This window comes from Halobacillus aidingensis, assembly GCF_900104185.1.
GTDB lineage: Bacteria > Bacillota > Bacilli > Bacillales > Halobacillaceae > Halobacillus > Halobacillus aidingensis.
In genome coordinates this window covers 65,991-82,989 of record NZ_FNIZ01000002.1, presented here as the reverse complement: position 1 = coordinate 82,989, position 16,999 = coordinate 65,991, and the positions used below count along the sequence as shown (strand labels likewise).

Sequence of the window (16,999 nt, the reverse complement as noted above, 5' to 3'; positions counted from 1 at the left end):
AGGATAAGTTTCATAATTCTTCTAGAGCCGTAGCTTCAGCCTATGTTACAGTGGGAGGGCATGTCGTTTTGTTAGGAGGTTTAGGAATGAACATTCAGAACCCTGCAGGTCTATGGGTCCGTGTTTTTGCAAGAGTCATTGACGGAATTCTCATCACCGTAACTTTAGGTATTCTTTTCTATCTCTTTTATGGAGATTTCTTCTATCAAGGATTAACATGGGTGGATATCGTTGGCATTGCTTACGTTGTAGGCTTACCTGTCCTATGGTCCGGATATACCCTTGGAAAACGGGCGGCCGACAATCGGATTGTCCGTGTGGATGCTAGTAAAAACGTACATATCGGAACTATGCTTCTGAGAGAAGTCGTCGGAGGCATGATCTATTCCTTCACGTTTGGCATCGCCTTGGTCGTCAGTGCCGTTATGGTCGGGGCACGCAAGGATAAGCGAGCGATACACGACTTCCTTGCTGGTACCTATGTAACCGAAAATAAACCGGAACAGGCCTAATGTCCAAAGCCCTCCTTATTATGAGGGCTTTTTTCTATTCATCATCCGGATTAATGATTGCAAGAACTTGATGATCCTCCCACTTTCCATTGATTTTCACATTCTTTCTCGCCATTCCTTCTTTATGAAAACCTGCTTTTTCTAACACACGGATGGATGCTTTATTATGAGGCATGACTCCTGCTTCAATCCTATGTAAATGGAGACCAACAAAGGCATGATTAACGAGAAGCCTTACCGCCTCTGTCGTAAAGCCTCTTCCATTGTAGTCTTTATCGAGAAAATAACCGATGAACGCACTTTGCAATGAACCACGGAGGACTTGGAACAGATGGACTGTTCCAATAAGCTCATCTGTGTCTTTATGAAAAATACCGAAAAAGTACTCCGTGTCCTCGACAGCTCCTTTTTTAAAGGTTTCCATACGCTCCCTCTGTCCTTCCACCGTATAAAAGCCATCCGCCCTTCCCATAGAATACTGTTCAAAAAATGAGCGGTTCTTCTCTTCAAAAAGTAGCAAATCTCGGGCATCGAGATTTGCTACTGTTTTAATATAAATAGACGTTCCGATCATCACATGCCTTCTCCTCCCCCTGGTCCGCCACGCCAGCCTTTTTCCCGTGCCACCGCGCGCTCCACTTCTTTTTCCTGTTCCGTCTTTTGCACGGGAGGCTGCCCTTTGCGTTTTTTTCTCTTTCTCCGGTCCATGTAAACCATAAAAGCAATGAACAAAACAAGAAACAATCCCCATAAAATGTTCGCAAGCATGGAACCTCTCCTTTCTTGTTCTGATCTTAGGAAAATACTACCTTTTTCTATTATTTCAAAACGTATCCATCCCTTCAATAATTAGACGCCACCATCATGGTGACGCCTGTATCATTGGATGTTCTTCTTGTCCTTACTAAGAACATAAACCTCATATTCATCTTCTCTAATCGGAGCGGTTTTCTCTCCGGTTTGAATAAAGAGGTCAATCTCTTCTCTAATTTCTTCAGCAATCTCCTTCGAGCTTTTATCAGAACGATCAAGGGAAGTTTTAATTTTGATTTGCAGCGGATACGGATGGAAAGAAAAAGCAAAGCCTGTGACTGGATATTGTTCAGACTCCATCATTGCCTGGGCAATATCATGGATAGCTCCCGTTTCTCCCCAACGAATTTCCTGTTCCCTTGCTTTCTTTTCTACTTGCCGAATATCAAGTTCAGGTTCTTCGTTATATACATGCCCTTCTTCCAACATGATTTCTTCCAATAGGCTTAATCGCGTTTCTGTTTTTGGAACGATCACATTGATATACACTCCCCGAGTCGGGTTCATCTGGACTTGGACAGGGAACATGAGCTCAAAATTTTCCTCTTTCAATCGTGTTGTTAGCTTCTCTTCCAGCTCTTTCGTATTTTTATAGTACTGTTCCATTTCCTCTTCGGTCACATCCGACTGCTGGACTCTTTCTTCAAAAGGCTGCACGGAGACCTCATAGTCATGAAAGCCGTTCTTTTCTAAATGTTCTTCAACAATGGTTTGGACCTTCTGTTTCCCATCCTCCATCTCGATCAGTTCAACAATCACTTCCTTGTCATCCCTGCTGACCTGCATGTTCCCGATCTGATATCCTTCTTTTTCAACCGTTTGAGTGGCTTCACTGAAAAACGTCTCCATCTGTTCCATTCGATCTTCTTCCTGCTCGATAAACTGACTGATGTAAGGAATTTTAGCAACGACGTGTTCCATCGCAGGTGTGAACAACAATCCACCTAACAAAAGAACAACGACAGCAGCCGCCATCCACAAACGCCCGATTGTTCTCTTCTGTTGGGGTGTAGAACTCTGCAAATGGTGGAACACCTGGCTCTGATGCTCTTCTTTGAACTTCATCTGCTGGACCTTTTCAGGATACTTCCATCGGTTACTCAAATGCCTCTCCTCCTTTCAACATTCTTTTCAAACTGTTCCGCGCCCTGTGCAGCCTTGTTTTGACTGTATTCACATTGATTTCTAACAACTCAGCGACTTCCTCCACCGATAACTCTTCGTAATAATAAAAGATGATGACTTCTCTCAACTTCACGGTAAGTTTCAACACTTTTTGAAAAAGAACCTCATTTTCCTCTTCTTTTAACACTTGTTCAATAATACTGTTAGCTTCCTCTCCTTTTTCCATCTTCATCGGTTCAAATGGAATCAGGTTCCGAAACGACCAGCTTCTGACGTGGTCTTTGCAATGATTGACCGTTATGCGATACACCCAAGTCTTGTAGCTCGATCGATGTTCAAATGTATGTAAATGTTGATAGCAGCGGATAAATACTTCCTGCGCCAAATCCTCTGCTAGTTGCTTCTCCTTCACATATGTAAAAGCAATTCTCACGACCATGTCCCCATAGGATTCCATTAAGTCGGCTAACATCTCTTTATCTGTTCTTCGCTTCATGTGTTCCTCATTCATAAACGTTCTCCCCCCTTTTTCATTACCTTTGACGAAATCGGACGTTACGAGGTTCCATAAAATTATTATGTGCTCATCTGAAGGTTATTCTTTTTACATACATGCGGAAATTTCTTACTATGAAAGTCATAAGGAGTGATAAGGATGAAAGAACAAGCGTGGAGTAAAGAAGACATTCCTTCTTTGAAAGGTCAAACGGTGATTGTAACTGGAGGGAACAGCGGTTTAGGATATGAGTCAGTGAAAGTTCTTTCCAAACGGGGAGCGACCGTCATTCTTGGCTCAAGGTCGATGGAGCGTGGACAGGAAGCCTATCTGTCCATTCAAAAAGAAAACCCGAACGCAGATATTGACGTCATGGCACTAGACTTAAGCGATTTACAATCAATAAAGACATTTACAGATGCCTTTAAAGAAAAGTATGACAGACTGGATCTTCTGCTTAACAATGCTGGTGTGATGACCACCCCTTATGGAAAAACAAAAGATGGTTTTGAACAGCAGCTGGGCATCAATCACCTCGGGCATTTCGCACTGACAGGGCAGCTGTTCGAGACGTTAAAGAAAACGCCGAACGCTAGAATCGTCAATATCTCAAGCAATGCCCATAAATCTGGAAAAGTGAATTTCGATAACCTCATGTTTGAAGGTGGAAAAGGCTACACACCAATGAAGGCTTATGCCCAGTCTAAGCTTGCCAATCTATTATTCACTCAAGAACTGCAGCGGAAAATCGATGAGAACGGTTTAGACATGACCGTAACGGCCGCCCATCCCGGTATTGCAAGCACCAATCTCATGAGGCACATTGAAGATAAATTCCTTTACAAAATCCTGGGACGTTTGCTTGCACCGATGACGCAGGAGGCAACAAACGGAGCACTTCCCGGGTTAAGAGCGGCAACAGACGCTGATGTAAAAGGGGGAGAATACTTCGGCCCAGGAGGCAGATGGGAAATGAAAGGTAGTCCTGTCGCCGTCTCTCCAATTACGAAGTCCTACGATGTCATGGACGCCGATCAATTGTGGAAAATATCCGAAGAGCTTACCGGAGTTACCTACCCTCTTAATAAATAATCATAGATGTTCAAAGCTGAAGAGGCCGTACTCTTCAGCTTTTTATTTGTTAAAAATACAGACTTTCAGTTGAACACTCTTCCTATATTTGGAATAATAAAAGGTATATAAATCCACGGAGAGGAGCATCAGCATGGCTAAGAAAAAGGTTTGGGGTCTCGCTTTTTCTATTAGTCTCCTATCCATGCTTGCCATCTATGGACTGGCGATGGACTTCGAATTTTTGAAATATGAAGTCAATGAAAAGAATCAATTGGTTATGTACGATGGCTTAAACGGACCAAATCCGATCATCAACTCTGATGTAAGCGAGGAACAGGAAAGCCTGTCTGTTTTAGGTTCCTATATGAGTCAATTTAATCGTTGGTTTCTTGCAGGAATACTGATCGCCCCGTTTTTCATCGCCTCTTATTATCTGCTGTTCAGTGAAAAATGGATGGGGAACCACCCGAAGAAAAAGAAGTACCTTTCTTGGACACTCTCGGCGAATGGAGTGGTCATTGCAGTGGCAGTTCTTGTGTGGAACCGGTATATCGAACTCGTGAACGAAGCTTATCATCAAGTTTTATTTTGAATCACCTGTGAAGGGCGTAAGATGACTGTTCGATCGTTGATTTTAATATTAAAAAAAAACGGAAGAACTTATATAAGTCTTCCGTTCTTTCCTGTTTAACCCGTCAGAATATCTTCCTCCGGATGTTTCACAAGATCAGGCGATTGTTTAGCAAAGGCAAAGGCAAACGTCAGCGGCCCGAGCTTACCGATCAGCATGGTGCCTATAATAGTTATTTTCCCAATAAGACTCAAATCCCCTGTAAGCCCCATAGAAAGACCGACGGTTCCAAAGGCAGAAACACTCTCAAACAAGATCATTAAAAACGGAGCTTCCTCCGTTAAATTCAAAAGAAATGTCGTAAAAATAACCACACATATTCCTGCAATCGTCAGTGCCAGTGCTTTAAGAATAATGTGGGCGGAAAGACTTCTGTTATAAATGGACGTTTGCTCTCTTCCTTTAAAGAAGGAGAACGTGGCGAGTAAAATCGCCAAAGCTGTCGTAAGCTTGATTCCTCCAGCAGTTGAGGCACTTCCTCCCCCAATGAACATCAGGGTAATCATATAAAACAAAGAAGATTCTTCCATCTGCCCTATATCCAGTGTGTTGAACCCTGCCGTTCTAGGAGTCACTGCTTGAAAATAAGCGGCTTGAAGCTTTCCGAATGTCGAAAAGTCTGCAATGGTTGCCGGATTATTAAATTCCAGAACAAGAATCACAAGGAAACTAACAGTGTTCAGAATCAACGTACCGACTATCATTAACTTGGTCTGTAAAGCCAAGCGATTGAACTCTTTCGTCCTCCACATATCAAAAACAACAGTGAACCCAATTCCGCCTACAATAAACAAAAACGTAATGATTATATTGACAGCAGGATCGATGACATGGGCAGATAAGCTGTCTGACCAGATGGAAAAACCGGCATTATTAAAGGCAGAAATGGAATGAAAGACACTAGCATAAATGCCTTGAAACCATCCGTACTCGGGAACCCATCTTACGGACAGGAACACAACAGCTATGAATTCTACTATCAATGAAAAAACCAGCAGCCGCTTCGCCAGCCTCACCACTCCACCAATTGCCGATTGATTTAATGCTTGTTTAATAATCAGGCGATGCTTTAATCCAATTTTCTTACCGACCGTGATATAGATGAGAACGGCGAATGTCATAATGCCAAGTCCTCCTAGCTGGATGAGAAGCATGATGACAACCTGTCCAAAAAGCGTGAATGCTGTCGCCGTATCGACTACGATCAGACCGGTCACTGTCATTGCAGAAGTGGATGTGAAAAGCGCATCAACAAAGCTTATGCCACCTGTTGTTGCGACGGGGAGCATAAGTAACCCCGCTCCTAATAAAATAAGGGTGACAAACGTCACAATTAAAATTTGTGGTGGGCTCCATGAATCACGTTTCATTTTTCCGACCGCCATTTCTTTTATAGATGATACTTATTGTATAGCGGGTCCCTTGTTTTTTAAACACTTTTCTTGCAAGTTTTACAATCCACTCTCTTTAGAATCGACGATATAAGCCCTTCATTCCTTTGTTTCTAGGCTCGAACGGGTGAAATCACATGGACCTGATCATCACTTTCCGCACTCCGAATAACCAGCGGACTCATCTTTCCATTATAGAAAAGATGAATATGATTTCCCTGTGTCGCTTTTAATGCTTCTGACAGAAACTGACTATCAACATAGACATCCATCGATCCCTCACCTGACACTCTTTCTACTCCTTCTAGAGGGATATTTTCTTCAATCGTTCCTACTTGTTGTGAAAAAGAAGATATGTTTAGTTTCTTTTCTTCCGAAAAACGTAACTTCACTTGATGATTGCTGGTATCTTTCGCAAACAAACCAGCTCTGTCTACACTATTTATCAAACGCTTTTTATCTATGAGCAATTCTGCCTTTGATGATTTTGGTAAGAGAGCTTCCATTTTGGGAAATACTCCTTCAAGCAACTTGGAAACCAATGTTGATTCACTCGATTCTACTTTGAATAGTTGGTCGGTCATAGATATCCTCAAAGGACCCTTTACATTCTTAAAAAGTTTTATCAGCTTACTCAACGTTTTCATTGGCACCGTACAGGAATGATTCTTCCCACTCCTTAACCTTTTCCTCACGAAAGCTAAGCGGTGGGAGTCCGTAGCCACAGCTTGCACATCGTCCTCTGAAAATTCGAAGTGAACACCTGTTAACACGGGCCGACTTCCTTCTTTTGCTGCAGCGAAAAGTGTTTGGCGTACCAACTCCACCAAGTCCTTACTATCCATTAAAATAGATCCATTCGATTCAATATCCGGGATCCGCGGATATTCATCGGTTGAAAGCGCGGATAAGGAACTTTTCACTTCACCGGATTCGATCAGCATACGGCTTCCATCTTTCATCATGTGGATGGGTCCAGGCATTTTCTTTACTAAATCATGAAGAAAAGCTGCTGGCAGTACACAAGCACCTGTTTCCATCGATTCGAACCCACCTTGTTGGACAGGTATGACTTTCTTTGTCATGAGCTCCCCATCACTTCCCACCAGGACAAGCCCCTGTTCCCTCACTTCCATCTTTATTCCATTCAGGACCGGAAGCAGCGTCTTTTTGCCAAGAACAGAGGCTGCTTCAGACACAGCTTCTTCCAAACTCCCTTTATGTATTCGTAATTCCACGGAATGAACCTCCTTTTTTTCTACTCTGTTAGTTCGACACGAACACACGTTTGTCCTCCTTCACAAAAAAAGAACTCTCTATTTTGTATAGAAAGTTCTTCTGAATCCCGTTTTTTTACTTGAATCACTATCCTACAACAGGCGTTTCTCGTTGATTCTTTACATCGTCGATAACCTGCTGATGATCTTGAAATATGTAATCAGGGAGATCATCGAGATCAAAAAAACGATTACTCAGAGATTCTTCATTCTCATTAACCAATTCCCCTTCATAAGACTGACAACTAAAACAAATTTCTACAACCGCGGCCTGGTCTCCATTTCCAAAGACTTTATGCTTTTGAGGACCAGAGTAGATGCCGAATAGTTCCATTTCCTTTAAAATCAATCCTGTTTCTTCAAAAACCTCTCGCCGTGCTGTATCCTGAACCGACTCATCCAGTTCCATAAAACCGCCAGGCACTCCCCAGCTTTCTGAATCTGTCCGCAATTGCAGCAATAATTGGTTCTTTTCGTTAAAAACAAGCGCGCCTGCGACGACCATCAGCACCTTCTCATGGCCGACCATGGAGCGCAAATGACGAATATAATTCATAGCTTTCTCCTTTTTTATGAAGATTCTCTTAATGCCCTATGCACCACATCGACCTTCTGCATCCGTCCGGATACACGATAATCATTCGTATTTAAGCGGAAATAATGGCGGGCACCAGTATAAGTGGTGTACCAGAGATTGTTAATGATGACCATTTCTTTTCTTTTCTCATCCGCCTGAATGGGATGATAGGAAGACCCAAACCGTTCGTCTTTCCGTTCAATGACGCCAAGCATGCCTTTTTCATCTAACCACATCGCTAATATATCCTTCATCATTTCCGCCCCCTTATTTAAGCTTGAACGACTGTTAACCGACCATGTTTATCAACTGTGATGGTTCCTATGTTTTTAACGACCACTTCAAGGGGATGAACCTCAGAAACTTGAGTAGAAAAAATCCACCGTCTTTCTGGTTCAACGAGAAGGAGATAAGAATCACTTCCATCATCTCCCATAAAATTCAGATATGCCCTGTTTATCGGATCGTTGTCTCTGGATGTTAAACCGATGCGCTGCAATTCTTCACTAGCTTTTAAAACATGGCTCACCGTCAAACTCATTTCACTAATGTTCAAAAGCGTTTCTGTACAAAATGGACCTGAGTGAAGAGGGGATTGCTCTCTGGAAATGAACTCCACAATGTTCCCCCCTGGGTCATTAAAATAAAAAGAACGGCCACCAAGCCTCTCAAATACGATTTCATCCTTATCGCCTTCCGTATTCAGGCATACTTTATCCCTCACCCAGTCCTTTGCTTCTTTAAACTGGTTGGAAGGAATATTGAATGCAAAGTGATAAAAAGGCTTACGCGCTTCTTTTTCTTCCAAGAACTGAAGGACACTATGGCCAACCTTGATAGATAAACATCCTTCTTGTCGTTCGATTTCTGTGAAATTTAAAAGGTCAATATAGAAACGTCTCATTGAATCTATATCTCTCGCTTTCAGTATTACAGATTCGATCTCCACATCGCTCACCTTCCTTATACATCAAGGATAGCGATTCTTCGCAAAAATCACCTCAGGTAGCAGAATGATTTCATCTACGACTTCAGATGGATAAAAGTTCCTCTGGTAGAATTGTCCAGGTACACATGGGGTCCAGTGATGGCCAGTATGACTCAATTCAAAAACTTTCAGGAGAAGAAGCAGTTCGATGCCGCTATTTCTTGAAACTTCATTCCATCTGTGTCCGTAACTATAAAAGAGAGGAGGGAATCAGGATGTATTTCCCATCAAAAAAAGATGTCTTTTACACCATCACCATCTGGGGCGTCGTCCTTTTTATTGTTTTCATCTACGTCTTCGGAGAAGAGCCCATCGGTTTTCAACTCGTTTCTTACCGTGATCCTTTAGGTTATGTATTGGCAGGGCTGACCATTGGTGTTTTATTGTGGATCTGGTTCCATACAGGATACAAAGTGAAAGATGGGTGCCTTTTCATCCACTCCGGCCCCTTAAGAAAGCGTATTAAAATCGAGGACATCACCAAAATCAAACCAACCAAAAGTCCGATGTCTGCGCCATCCTTATCTTTAGATAAACTCGAAATCTTTCACGGAAATTATAAATCCACCTTAATTTCACCACAGAATGAACAAAAGTTTGTTGAGGTTTTATCAAAAGAGAATCATCAATTAGAAATTGATTGTACACTAAAAAAATGAAGTCACCTTTTTCTTCTTTTCATATGGATAGGAATGTTCCAAGAAAATCTTCATACAAAGAAACTTAATTTTCTAGGCCCTAAAAGCTTTGCCGTGATAAACGAGAGAAGCACAGAGCCCCCCTTACCGGATGACCATCTTTCCGCTCGATTCCTGCAAGATGGATAATTCGATATATGTCCATAGTCGATTCAACCAATAAAACAGCATCATCGCATACGCGATATGCTTCCTAGCGAAAGGTCTTCCAGCTTCGTATATGTATTCGGACTCCTTTCCTCATAAACTCTAACCCGATTGACCTCAAACGCTGGAAAAGGACGAAATTCCTTATCCGCAGCCGGCGCCATATCGATCAGATCTTGTTTAGACAAACCATGGCTCGTCTTCGCCAGTGTCATATGAGGGACGAAATGATTCAACTCAAAATAAGCGTCGATTTGCTCCTGTGTCGGGGCAGCGACTCGTACCATTTGTTTATGTAGACCATAAAGTTTGTCCGAGCGCACACTCAAATAAAGCACCTCTTCACCAAAAAAAGCGGGTGCGCCTAATTGAATCCGGAAAGGTTTCGTTCTCCGACACGTTTCTCTCACATGATCCAGCCATTTCCGGTCTCGAGTTAAGCCTCCTTGAGCCTTCAAGGTGATATGAGGTTCAACCACTTCTGTGATCGTATTTCCGGTCCACCTCTTTTGAAAGTGGATGACCTTTTCTTTAAAATCTTCCGGTGGTACCAAACCGATGATGTGCTGCATTTCCGATCCCCCCCCTAATCAGGTACATACTTATTTTATGCAACAAACGGTTATTCCTAGCACTTTCCCGTACCCCTATGATTACGATGGAGTGACCTACAAAGTTTCACCAATTAAAAACAAGTAAACTTATGGAGAATACCCCATGTGTTTAAAATCCTCAATATCTCCAAAGGTCCTCCTCTGCTTTTCACTCCCATTTCCCATCCGTTTATAAAGGGTATTCATACATTCCTATCCTACTTTCAAATCGCCTGAGCTCGTCTCAGCCGTTAAATGGAACTCACCTTCTGCTTTCGTCCCCCGCACTTCATTTTCCTTTTTCACTTCATAAACAAGGCCCGTCCAATTAATCTGCGCTTCCCCCGAATTCGATTGGTAAAGAAGTTTACAAGAGACCGGTTCTTCCTCATAGAAAAAGCGGATGTCCCCGCTTGAAGTAGAAGCTTTCACATCTCCAAGCATTTTTGTTGCTTGGATGCGGATTTCCCCCGACGAGGAACCAAACACACCTGTGCCGTAATCAAACTTCTCCCCAAACATTTCCCCACTGCTTGTATGGATTTCCGTGTTCCCGCTACGGACCTTTTTCAGTAAAACATCACCACTGGACGTTTGAATTTTCAAATTCTCGTGAACCACATCTGCAATCGTCACATCCCCGGAACTCGCGGTAAGCGTGGAATGATTGATTGCTATGCCTTTGATGTCGATGTCACCGGAAGACGTTTCTACCATTAAAGATCCTATGGTCTCCACTGGAACTTCTATTAAAAGTTTCATATCTTTCCGCATTTGAATGCCGAGCCGCGTTTTTTCTTCCATTAACTTTACGGTCAAGTTCTCCCCTTGTTGATCATGGGAAAGGGTGAAGTGCTCTTTGTCCTTTTCAAAAACGGAACCAGATAATATGACACTCCACTCCTCACGGTCCACTTTCACGACTTCCACGTCCACAGACGTCGATTCCACCTGAAGATTCTTAATACCTCCAGAAAACCTTTCCTGTTTATGTATCTGGTAGGTCTTCCCTCCATTCGAGCGCTGGTAGAGAAGCGCTACACCAACAATGGCAATAATTAAAATAAGTAGAAATTCCATAAAAATGACTCCTTTATCTATTAGATTGACTCCTACCCCCTCCTAAAAATTCGACAAAACTTTCCAATTCCCTCCCAACTCCAGTAAAAATCCCTGGTCCATAACAACCAGGGATTCATATTCTATGATTCTGCTTCCGTGTGTTGTTTCAACGTGCTCTAACGCATAAACACACGATTTTTCACCCTCATCATCCGGACGCGGTTATACCTTTGCACGATTATAAAAGGAAGGTTGAACAAAATCGCATAAACAACCATGATCCATCCAGCCCACGGCGGGTTGAACAAAAAGAAAAAAGGGGCAGCGAGCATCTGGACCCAATGAGACAGCTCCGAACGATTCGTCTGCTTTTCAAAACGATCCCATTGCGAAGGGTTGCGCAAATGTGCTGCTGTTTTCCCTCTTCGAAACCACTTCCGCGCTTCAGGAAGCCGATCTTTCCACTTTTTCACACCCAGACGCTCATAAACCTTCGCCTGCGTTTCCCACCTTCGAACACGATATATTCCTGCGAAGGCATTCACCAAAGCCTCCGGAGCAACAGACACAAAACCGCTGACACCAAGATGGATGCACAGCCAGGCGACTATATTGACGACCATTAAGAGGAACTCCTTTTCTTATCAACGATCGCTCGGCCTTTCCATGTCGTTTCCTTCATGAAAAAGGTCTTCCACAACGAGTAAGCAAAAACGAATACAAAAAAGAAGAAGTGTAGCGGAAACAACAGGGCATCATACCACTTGAAGTTGCCAATCCCGCCCCAAGTTCTATGCAACAGGACAACTAAGGCCAGATACCCTGCAGCCCCCCACCACCCGAGAGCAGTAAGGTTTACCAAAAAAGATAAAACGGCGGTGAGCCACACGACGTTCGCCATCGTCATAATCGGTGACGCTGTTTTTGCCCCTGTCGAAAAACTTTTCGCCCAGCCCTCAATCACTTGTTTCAGATCCGCATCATACATCCGCATCTTCAAAACACCACGCCCACTATAAGCTTTCGCTTCTATCCCCTTGGAAGCTGCTAATCTGGTAAATGCCAGGTGTTCAACGATCTCTCCTCGTATCGCATCATGACCTCCAAGCTTCCAATAAGTATCAGCAGCTATGACGAGACAGGGACCGAAACCGCCCTGGGTCCCGAGTTTATCTTTAAACACCGTCGTCAAACCAGAGGATGCTATAACGACCAAATGAAAAACACCGGATAACTTTTCCCAAAACGAGCGCATTTCATGATAGGGATGAACGGTCAGGACGGCACCTTCTCCTTCAAAAGCATTCACCAAACGATCCGCCCCTCCATCAGAAAACCATGTATCTGCATCCAAGAACACAAGCGTCTTTCCTTTCGCCACTTTCGCTCCGTTATAGCAGGCCCATGATTTCCCCATCCACCCGGAAGGTAAAGGGGGATTGTCCACCACTTTTACGCCAAAAATTTCAGCGACATTTCTCGTCTCATCCTCTGAATCATCGTCGACGACAATGATTTCCCGTTGTGGATCTGCAGACACTAAACTCGGCAGCAGACGTTTCAAGTTTTCCGCTTCATTACGGGCTGGAATAATCAATGTGTACATCTCTGTATTCTTACGTTTTCCTTTAGGAAACGATAATTTATGCCAAAAAAGGAGCAGGGTTGATAAAACTGCCAGGATCATCACCCACATTCCGACCACCTCCCGATGTACTTCCATTGTCACCTCATGAACTCTTGATTATACAAGGACAAGAGCGGGTACAATGGTTATTAAAAAAAGAGGGTTCAATGATGCTTAAATTATGGATGGCACGATTACTGCGACTTTTCCCCAATCAGGCGGAAAGAAACCTGATGGTCCCGTTTCAATATGTACATAAGAAAGTAGACTTGATTGTCGATACCGGGGTGAAACCGACGCCTATCAGCTTGTACTATCCTGCTGCACCTGATGGGAAGCGATTCCCCGTTTATATGAACATGCACGGCGGTGCCTTCATTATGAATGAAAAAAGAATGGACGACCCTTACTGCCGTTTTCTTGCGAATGAAACGGGGTGCGTCATCGTCAATGTAGATTATGCAAAAGCGCCCGAGTATCCTTTTCCAAAACCTGTCGAGCAGTGTTACGAGATTTACCAATGGCTCAAAGCCCATGCAGAAGAGCTCCATCTTGATCACGGCCAAATGATGGTCGGCGGGCAAAGTTCAGGCGGGAATATGGCCGCTGCCCTTTGCCTTCTATTGAAAGAGCGCTCCGAACGACAGCCGCTTCTGCAAGTCCTGTCCTATCCGATGCTCGACTTCGTCACACCGCACGGCGATAAACCAGAACCGGATAAATGGCGGGCGAAGTACCCGGAGGCCGCCCATTTTCTCAACTATTGTTATGTCCCAGAAAAAAATCAAGCGGAGCACCCGCTCGCATCCCCTGTAAAAGCAGAAAAGGTTGGTGGTCTGGCTCGAGCGCTTTTCATCATCCCTGAATATGATGCTTTTACAATGGAAGGAAAAGCCTACGCGGAAAAGTTGAAACAAGCGGGTGTCGATGTAGACGTACATGTATTTGAAGGCTGCTCCCACGCATTCACCCACCAGGGGCCGCGGGATCAAGCAGAGGAAGCCTGGCGTATGATTGCTAAAACAATAAGCCAGGTCACAGAATCGTAACAAAACCAGACCGATTATCCTTTGCCACCCCCTGCTTTTTGACTTATAATGACGGTTAGTGTCGTATTGAGTTTTATTAAAGCAGGTGATCCATTGTTAGAATATAAAGTGTTAGGCTCCGACCCGTCCAAGGAGTATGTCATCTTCCTCCATGGCATCGGTGGAAGCGTCAACATCTTTTTCCCACAAATGAAAGCATTCCGAAAGTCTTTCAATATCATCGTTGTCAATCTACCCGGTCACAAAAATTCACCAAGCGTGTCCAGTTACAAAGAGACGTTTTCCTTTAAAACCGTGACAGACGAAGTTCTTGGTGTCCTAGATGACCTTGGAGTGGAAAAGGCACATTTCGTAGGGATTTCTCTAGGTTCCGTCGTCATTCAGCACGTCTTGTCCACCGCCCCTCACCGCGTCCAGACCGCTGTGTTAGGCGGAGCGATCACAAGAATCAACCTTTTAGCGAAATTCCTTCTTGTATTGGGGACGATGCTGAAAAATGTCACGCCACACTTGTATTTGTATTCGTTGTGCGCACGCATTTTAATGCCGAGAAAGAACCATAAAGAGTCAAGAGACGCCTTTATCCATGAAGCCTCCCAAATGAAAAGGGAAGATTTCTTAGGGTGGTACAACATCGTTTATTCGGTTCCGGACACGTTTACACACGTGAATGAGAACGCCGCCTCCGTCCCGAAATTGTATATTACAGGGGAAGGCGACCACATGTTCAGAGATGATGTGATGAAAGATACACGGCACATGCCGAACACATCCTTCCTCCTTTTATCTGAGAGCGGACACGTCGTGAACTTAGATAAAACCGAGTCCTTCAACAAACTGGCCATTTCCTTCATTCAGTCGGAAGGTCAGATGGATCTGACGGACGTAACGGAAGAAGTCATAAACTCCAATCACTAAGAAAAGCGCCGGCATCACGCCTGGCGCTTTTCTTTTATTTGGACTCTAAATGCTTGACCCATCGAATCGCCCAGTACAAAACAATCCAGGGAAGGATGAACTTTGTTACCCATTCCACAATCGTCATCAAGGTGAGCAAAACAAAATAAGGGTTCACTCCAAATTGCGGGAGCGTAAAATAAAGGACGACTATGAAAGCCAGACCAATGATTATATCTTTCCACTCTATTCTCTTGCTCCCTATTTGCATCAACTCCCACCTCTTTCCTAGTTAAATATTCTTCCAATATCTTAGCGACGTGTATTTTTCTGCTTCTTCACTTCCATAGCCTTTTTGTTTATGAGAAAAAGCGAACCCTTTGGCTTCATAAAAAGGAATACCCTCATGGTTTCCTTCCTGAACAGAAACCCACAGCTTCTTTGCTCCATACTCTACTTGTTGCTTTGTAAAAGCTTCCAGAAGTTTAGTCCCGATCCCTTCATTTTTTCTGACTGGATCCAAATACATGACGTAAAGCTCAGAGGCATCTTCTGCAATCATCCCGCCCCCACACGCTCCGACAACCTCATCACCGTCAACGGCGACGATATATCCGCCCCATTCTTTCCCTGTATGTGTGACCTCACCCAGAATCCTTTCCTTTGTGTAAAACTGTTGGATGATCTGCTCTATGTAATCGGCGGGGTATAAATCCGCGTATGTGGTTCGGTTGCCTTCTGAACAGACACGAACGATTCCTTCAACATGCGCCTGTTCGGCTTTTAAGATTCTCATGATATTCTATCTCCTTTCTATTTAATGAATAGCAGAATCGTTCACTCATCCATTGCTCTGTATTGAACATTACCTTTCCGAATAAATGGTAAAAACTTATTTCAAATATGATAAAAGCTACAACAAGACTTCTCAAATATGGAGAGGGAGAGTCGATGGCTAAGAAAACAATGAAACACAAAGCAAAAGTAACCAAACCTGTAAGTAGTGAAACCTTCATATATTCCCCCTTTAGTAGGTATGATGAACAATTTCTCTATGAATATTTTCATAAAGTTACTGCCAATGATTAAGGCAAGACCTAATAAGGCAGTGTCCACCTTAAATAAGCAAGATTATAATCCACTAGATTTATTACATCTGTGACACCAAATGCGAAAATAAAAATACCAATGGCCCTCCATCGAGGCCTATTCAAAACATTCCCCCACAACTTTTATGTCTCTTATTATTGGATACGATTATGGTGGGGGTTAAGTTCCATACAAAGCCAATCACCCAGAAAAAATGGCGTTTCCTCTGCATGATAATTATGTAATGAATAAAAGCCCAATATCTCAAAAAAATTGAGCTATCGAGCTTCCGTTCGTTTAAATTCTGCATTAATGGTAGGATATACAGCCACAAGCTAGTCTTAAATTAATCCTCAAAATATGATGACTGTCGATCCAACTACACCCTCTACTTCCATTATACAGCCAATAAAAAAAGATTTATAGACTACTCTTTCTGCCTTTCATCTCCTATACTGTTATATACAAAATCTGAATAAGAGGTGTTTCTGAATGAATGATAAACAAGAGGTCATCGATCGTGGTCCTTTCTTTCATGGTACTAAAGCGGAACTGAAAATAGGAGACCTATTAAAGCCACAGCACTTATCCAATTATCAAGACAAAAAATCCAACTATATATACTTCACAGCTACATTGGATGCGGCTAAATGGGGGGCTGAATTAGCGCAGTCTCCCTCTAAAGAGCGAATTTACATTGTAGAACCATTAGGGGAGTTTGAAAATGATCCGAACCTGACGGATAAAAAATTCCCCGGAAACCCAACACGTTCTTATCGATCAAAATCATCTTTGAAAATAACAGCTGAGTTGAAATCATGGGAACGACATTCCGATGATGAAATAAATCAAATGCTTACCTTCTTACAAAAGTTACGTGAACAAGGAGAAGATGTGATCTACGATTAATATTGATCTTTATAATTCCGGGGGAGACCTACTGCTGAAATGAC

23 protein-coding genes are annotated in these 16,999 nt (G+C 43.1%); 8 read left to right on the top strand and 15 right to left on the bottom strand.

Annotation, left to right across the window (positions count from 1 at the left end; translation table 11 throughout):
- Positions 1 to 86 precede the first annotated feature (86 nt).
- Positions 87 to 512: an RDD family protein gene (locus BLS23_RS02175; protein ID WP_089650889.1), complete on the top strand. Its 426-nt coding sequence runs from the start codon at positions 87 to 89 to the stop codon at positions 510 to 512.
- A gap of 34 nt (positions 513 to 546) precedes the next feature.
- Here the strand turns inward: BLS23_RS02175 and BLS23_RS02170 are convergent, their stop codons facing one another.
- From BLS23_RS02170 to BLS23_RS02155, 4 genes are all read right to left on the bottom strand, one after another.
- Positions 547 to 1,089, bottom strand: a complete 543-nt coding sequence (locus BLS23_RS02170; RefSeq protein ID WP_089650888.1) for a GNAT family N-acetyltransferase — start codon at positions 1,087 to 1,089, stop codon at positions 547 to 549.
- The gene (locus BLS23_RS02165) at positions 1,086 to 1,280 is read right to left on the bottom strand and encodes a hypothetical protein (protein WP_089650887.1); all 195 of its coding nucleotides are present in this window, start codon (positions 1,278 to 1,280) and stop codon (positions 1,086 to 1,088) included. Before BLS23_RS02165 ends, BLS23_RS02170 begins: the two co-directional genes overlap by 4 nt.
- A 111-nt stretch (positions 1,281 to 1,391) precedes the next feature.
- Entirely contained in the window at positions 1,392 to 2,429 is a 1,038-nt protein-coding gene (locus BLS23_RS02160; protein ID WP_089650886.1) for a DUF4179 domain-containing protein, read from the bottom strand.
- Entirely contained in the window at positions 2,422 to 2,961 is a 540-nt protein-coding gene (locus tag BLS23_RS02155) for a sigma-70 family RNA polymerase sigma factor (RefSeq protein ID WP_089650885.1), read from the bottom strand. Before BLS23_RS02155 ends, BLS23_RS02160 begins: the two co-directional genes overlap by 8 nt.
- Before the next feature lie 144 nt (positions 2,962 to 3,105).
- On the opposite strand from BLS23_RS02155, the gene BLS23_RS02150 reads away from it, so the two are divergent.
- Together BLS23_RS02150 and BLS23_RS02145 are read left to right on the top strand one after the other, a co-directional pair.
- Entirely contained in the window at positions 3,106 to 4,038 is a 933-nt protein-coding gene (locus BLS23_RS02150; protein WP_089650884.1) for an oxidoreductase, read from the top strand.
- Between the two features lie 133 nt (positions 4,039 to 4,171).
- Positions 4,172 to 4,612 carry a hypothetical protein gene (locus tag BLS23_RS02145; protein ID WP_089650883.1) on the top strand — a complete coding sequence of 147 codons (441 nt, stop codon included), beginning with the start codon at positions 4,172 to 4,174 and terminating at the stop codon, positions 4,610 to 4,612.
- Between the two features lie 95 nt (positions 4,613 to 4,707).
- Here BLS23_RS02145 and BLS23_RS02140 read toward each other — a convergent pair whose 3' ends face one another.
- The 5 genes from BLS23_RS02140 to BLS23_RS02120 all read right to left on the bottom strand — a co-directional run bounded on the left by BLS23_RS02140 (position 4,708) and on the right by BLS23_RS02120 (position 8,845).
- Positions 4,708 to 6,036, bottom strand: a complete 1,329-nt coding sequence (locus BLS23_RS02140; protein WP_089650882.1) for a TrkH family potassium uptake protein — start codon at positions 6,034 to 6,036, stop codon at positions 4,708 to 4,710.
- A gap of 119 nt (positions 6,037 to 6,155) precedes the next feature.
- Positions 6,156 to 7,280 carry a DNA polymerase III subunit beta gene (dnaN, locus tag BLS23_RS02135; RefSeq protein WP_167355981.1) on the bottom strand — a complete coding sequence of 375 codons (1,125 nt, stop codon included), beginning with the start codon at positions 7,278 to 7,280 and terminating at the stop codon, positions 6,156 to 6,158.
- 127 nt (positions 7,281 to 7,407) lie between these two features.
- Positions 7,408 to 7,875, bottom strand: a complete 468-nt coding sequence (locus BLS23_RS02130; RefSeq protein ID WP_089650880.1) for an NUDIX hydrolase — start codon at positions 7,873 to 7,875, stop codon at positions 7,408 to 7,410.
- Positions 7,876 to 7,889: 14 nt separating this feature from the next.
- Positions 7,890 to 8,150 (bottom strand): hypothetical protein, encoded by a 261-nt coding sequence (locus BLS23_RS02125; RefSeq protein WP_089650879.1) that lies wholly within the window; start codon positions 8,148 to 8,150, stop codon positions 7,890 to 7,892.
- A gap of 17 nt (positions 8,151 to 8,167) precedes the next feature.
- The gene (locus tag BLS23_RS02120) at positions 8,168 to 8,845 is read right to left on the bottom strand and encodes a VOC family protein (protein ID WP_089650878.1); all 678 of its coding nucleotides are present in this window, start codon (positions 8,843 to 8,845) and stop codon (positions 8,168 to 8,170) included.
- A gap of 254 nt (positions 8,846 to 9,099) precedes the next feature.
- On the opposite strand from BLS23_RS02120, the gene BLS23_RS02115 reads away from it, so the two are divergent.
- Positions 9,100 to 9,543, top strand: coding sequence for a PH domain-containing protein (locus BLS23_RS02115; protein WP_167355980.1), 444 nt, complete (start codon positions 9,100 to 9,102; stop codon positions 9,541 to 9,543).
- 209 nt (positions 9,544 to 9,752) lie between these two features.
- Here the strand turns inward: BLS23_RS02115 and BLS23_RS02110 are convergent, their stop codons facing one another.
- The 4 genes from BLS23_RS02110 to BLS23_RS02095 all read right to left on the bottom strand — a co-directional run bounded on the left by BLS23_RS02110 (position 9,753) and on the right by BLS23_RS02095 (position 13,080).
- A complete protein-coding gene (locus BLS23_RS02110) occupies positions 9,753 to 10,301 on the bottom strand; it encodes a 2'-5' RNA ligase family protein (protein WP_089650876.1) in 549 nt (182 codons plus the stop codon).
- Positions 10,302 to 10,535: 234 nt separating this feature from the next.
- Positions 10,536 to 11,402 (bottom strand): DUF4097 family beta strand repeat-containing protein, encoded by an 867-nt coding sequence (locus BLS23_RS02105; RefSeq protein ID WP_089650875.1) that lies wholly within the window; start codon positions 11,400 to 11,402, stop codon positions 10,536 to 10,538.
- A gap of 158 nt (positions 11,403 to 11,560) precedes the next feature.
- On the bottom strand, positions 11,561 to 12,007 hold the full coding sequence (locus BLS23_RS02100) for a glycosyl-4,4'-diaponeurosporenoate acyltransferase CrtO family protein (RefSeq protein WP_089650874.1): 447 nt from the start codon (positions 12,005 to 12,007) through the stop codon (positions 11,561 to 11,563).
- Entirely contained in the window at positions 12,007 to 13,080 is a 1,074-nt protein-coding gene (locus tag BLS23_RS02095) for a glycosyltransferase family 2 protein (protein WP_089650873.1), read from the bottom strand. The genes BLS23_RS02100 and BLS23_RS02095 overlap by 1 nt, the downstream gene beginning before the upstream one ends.
- A 101-nt stretch (positions 13,081 to 13,181) precedes the next feature.
- Here BLS23_RS02095 and BLS23_RS02090 point away from each other — a divergent pair, with 101 nt between their 5' ends.
- Positions 13,182 to 14,060 carry an alpha/beta hydrolase gene (locus tag BLS23_RS02090; protein ID WP_089650872.1) on the top strand — a complete coding sequence of 293 codons (879 nt, stop codon included), beginning with the start codon at positions 13,182 to 13,184 and terminating at the stop codon, positions 14,058 to 14,060.
- Positions 14,061 to 14,153: 93 nt separating this feature from the next.
- Entirely contained in the window at positions 14,154 to 14,978 is an 825-nt protein-coding gene (locus BLS23_RS02085) for an alpha/beta fold hydrolase (RefSeq protein ID WP_167355979.1), read from the top strand.
- A gap of 34 nt (positions 14,979 to 15,012) precedes the next feature.
- Here the strand turns inward: BLS23_RS02085 and BLS23_RS02080 are convergent, their stop codons facing one another.
- Both BLS23_RS02080 and BLS23_RS02075 read right to left on the bottom strand, forming a co-directional pair.
- A complete protein-coding gene (locus BLS23_RS02080; RefSeq protein ID WP_089650870.1) occupies positions 15,013 to 15,228 on the bottom strand; it encodes a hypothetical protein in 216 nt (71 codons plus the stop codon).
- A gap of 21 nt (positions 15,229 to 15,249) precedes the next feature.
- Complete coding sequence (locus tag BLS23_RS02075; RefSeq protein ID WP_244157033.1) at positions 15,250 to 15,753, bottom strand: GNAT family N-acetyltransferase; 504 nt, start codon at positions 15,751 to 15,753, stop codon at positions 15,250 to 15,252.
- A gap of 155 nt (positions 15,754 to 15,908) precedes the next feature.
- On the opposite strand from BLS23_RS02075, the gene BLS23_RS21635 reads away from it, so the two are divergent.
- The gene (locus tag BLS23_RS21635) at positions 15,909 to 16,046 is read left to right on the top strand and encodes a hypothetical protein (RefSeq protein WP_167355978.1); all 138 of its coding nucleotides are present in this window, start codon (positions 15,909 to 15,911) and stop codon (positions 16,044 to 16,046) included.
- A 492-nt stretch (positions 16,047 to 16,538) separates the two neighbouring features.
- Entirely contained in the window at positions 16,539 to 16,955 is a 417-nt protein-coding gene (gene arr / locus BLS23_RS02065; protein ID WP_089650867.1) for an NAD(+)--rifampin ADP-ribosyltransferase, read from the top strand.
- Positions 16,956 to 16,999: the final 44 nt, after the last annotated feature.